The organism is Azospirillum sp. UFLA03-27, from assembly GCF_059803775.1.
On the sequence record NZ_JAUQTX010000503.1, the window covers coordinates 1 to 1,209 of the forward strand.

Genomic DNA, 1,209 nt, shown 5'->3' on the forward strand with positions numbered 1-1,209 from the left:
CACACACGCGCGGATAATCGTCGGCAGCGTCAGCTGTGTATAAGAGACAGGTGCTGACCGGCTTCCTCGGCAGCGGCAAGACCACGCTGCTGCAACGGCTCCTGCACCATCCCGGCATGGCCCGCACCGCCGTAGTCATCAACGAGTTCGGCGAGGTCGGGCTGGACCATCTGCTGGTCGCCAAGGCGTCGGAGAACATGGTGCTGATGGACAGCGGCTGCCTGTGCTGCACCATCCGCGGCGACCTCGTCGACACGCTGCGCGACCTGTTCCTGAAGCGCGTGCGCGGCGACATCCCGGAGTTCGACCGGGTGGTGGTGGAGACCACCGGCCTCGCCGATCCGGCCCCGATCATCCACACGCTGATGAGCGACCCGCTGCTGGCCGCCCGCTTCCGCCTGGACGGAGTCATCAGCACGGTGGACGCGGTGCATGGCGCCAATCAGCTCGACCGCCAGCCGGAGAGCGTGAAGCAGGCCGCCGTCGCCGACCGCATCGTGCTGACCAAGACCGACCTCGCCACGCCCCACACGACGCTCGCTTTGTGCCAACGCCTGTCGGCGATCAACCCGGCGGCCCCGCAGATTCCCGCCGCCTTCGGCGAGGTGGACCCGAAGCAGCTGTTCGACGCCGGCCTCTACAACCCCGACACCAAGAGCCCCGACGTGGCGCGCTGGCTCCGGGAAGAGGCGTACCGCGACGAGCAGGCCCATCATCATGATCATGATCACGGGCACGACCATGATCACGGGCATCACCATCACGACCATGGCGACGCCTGCGGCCCCGATTGCGGGCACGATCACGACCATCACCACCACGATGCCAACCGGCACGACGACCACATCCGCGCCTTCTGCATGGTGGTGGACGAGCCGATCCCATGGAACGGCTTCGTCGACTTCATGGAGGCCCTGATCGCCGCCGGCGGGGAAAACCTGCTGCGCATCAAGGGGCTGCTGAACGTGAAGGAAAGCCCGCTGCCCGTCGTCGTGCACGGCGTGCAGCACATGTTCCACCCGCCGGTCCAGCTCCAGGAATGGCCCGGCGAGGACCACCGCTCCAAGATCGTCTTCATCACCCGCGACATCGGCGAGACGGTGATCCAGCCGATGTTCGACCAGTTCGTTTGGGGGACGGAGGGAGCGGCCTGAGGGCACTCTCTGCCCCCACCCCGGCCCTCCCCCGCTTTGCAGGGGAGGGTTAGGG

The 1,209-nt window shown here is 67.2% G+C and carries 1 protein-coding gene; it reads left to right on the top strand.

The window, feature by feature from the left end; all coding sequences use genetic code 11:
* Positions 1-35 precede the first annotated feature (35 nt).
* Positions 36-1,154 (top strand): CobW family GTP-binding protein, encoded by a 1,119-nt coding sequence (locus tag Q4I23_RS32730; RefSeq protein WP_498529008.1) that lies wholly within the window; start codon positions 36-38, stop codon positions 1,152-1,154.
* Positions 1,155-1,209: the final 55 nt, after the last annotated feature.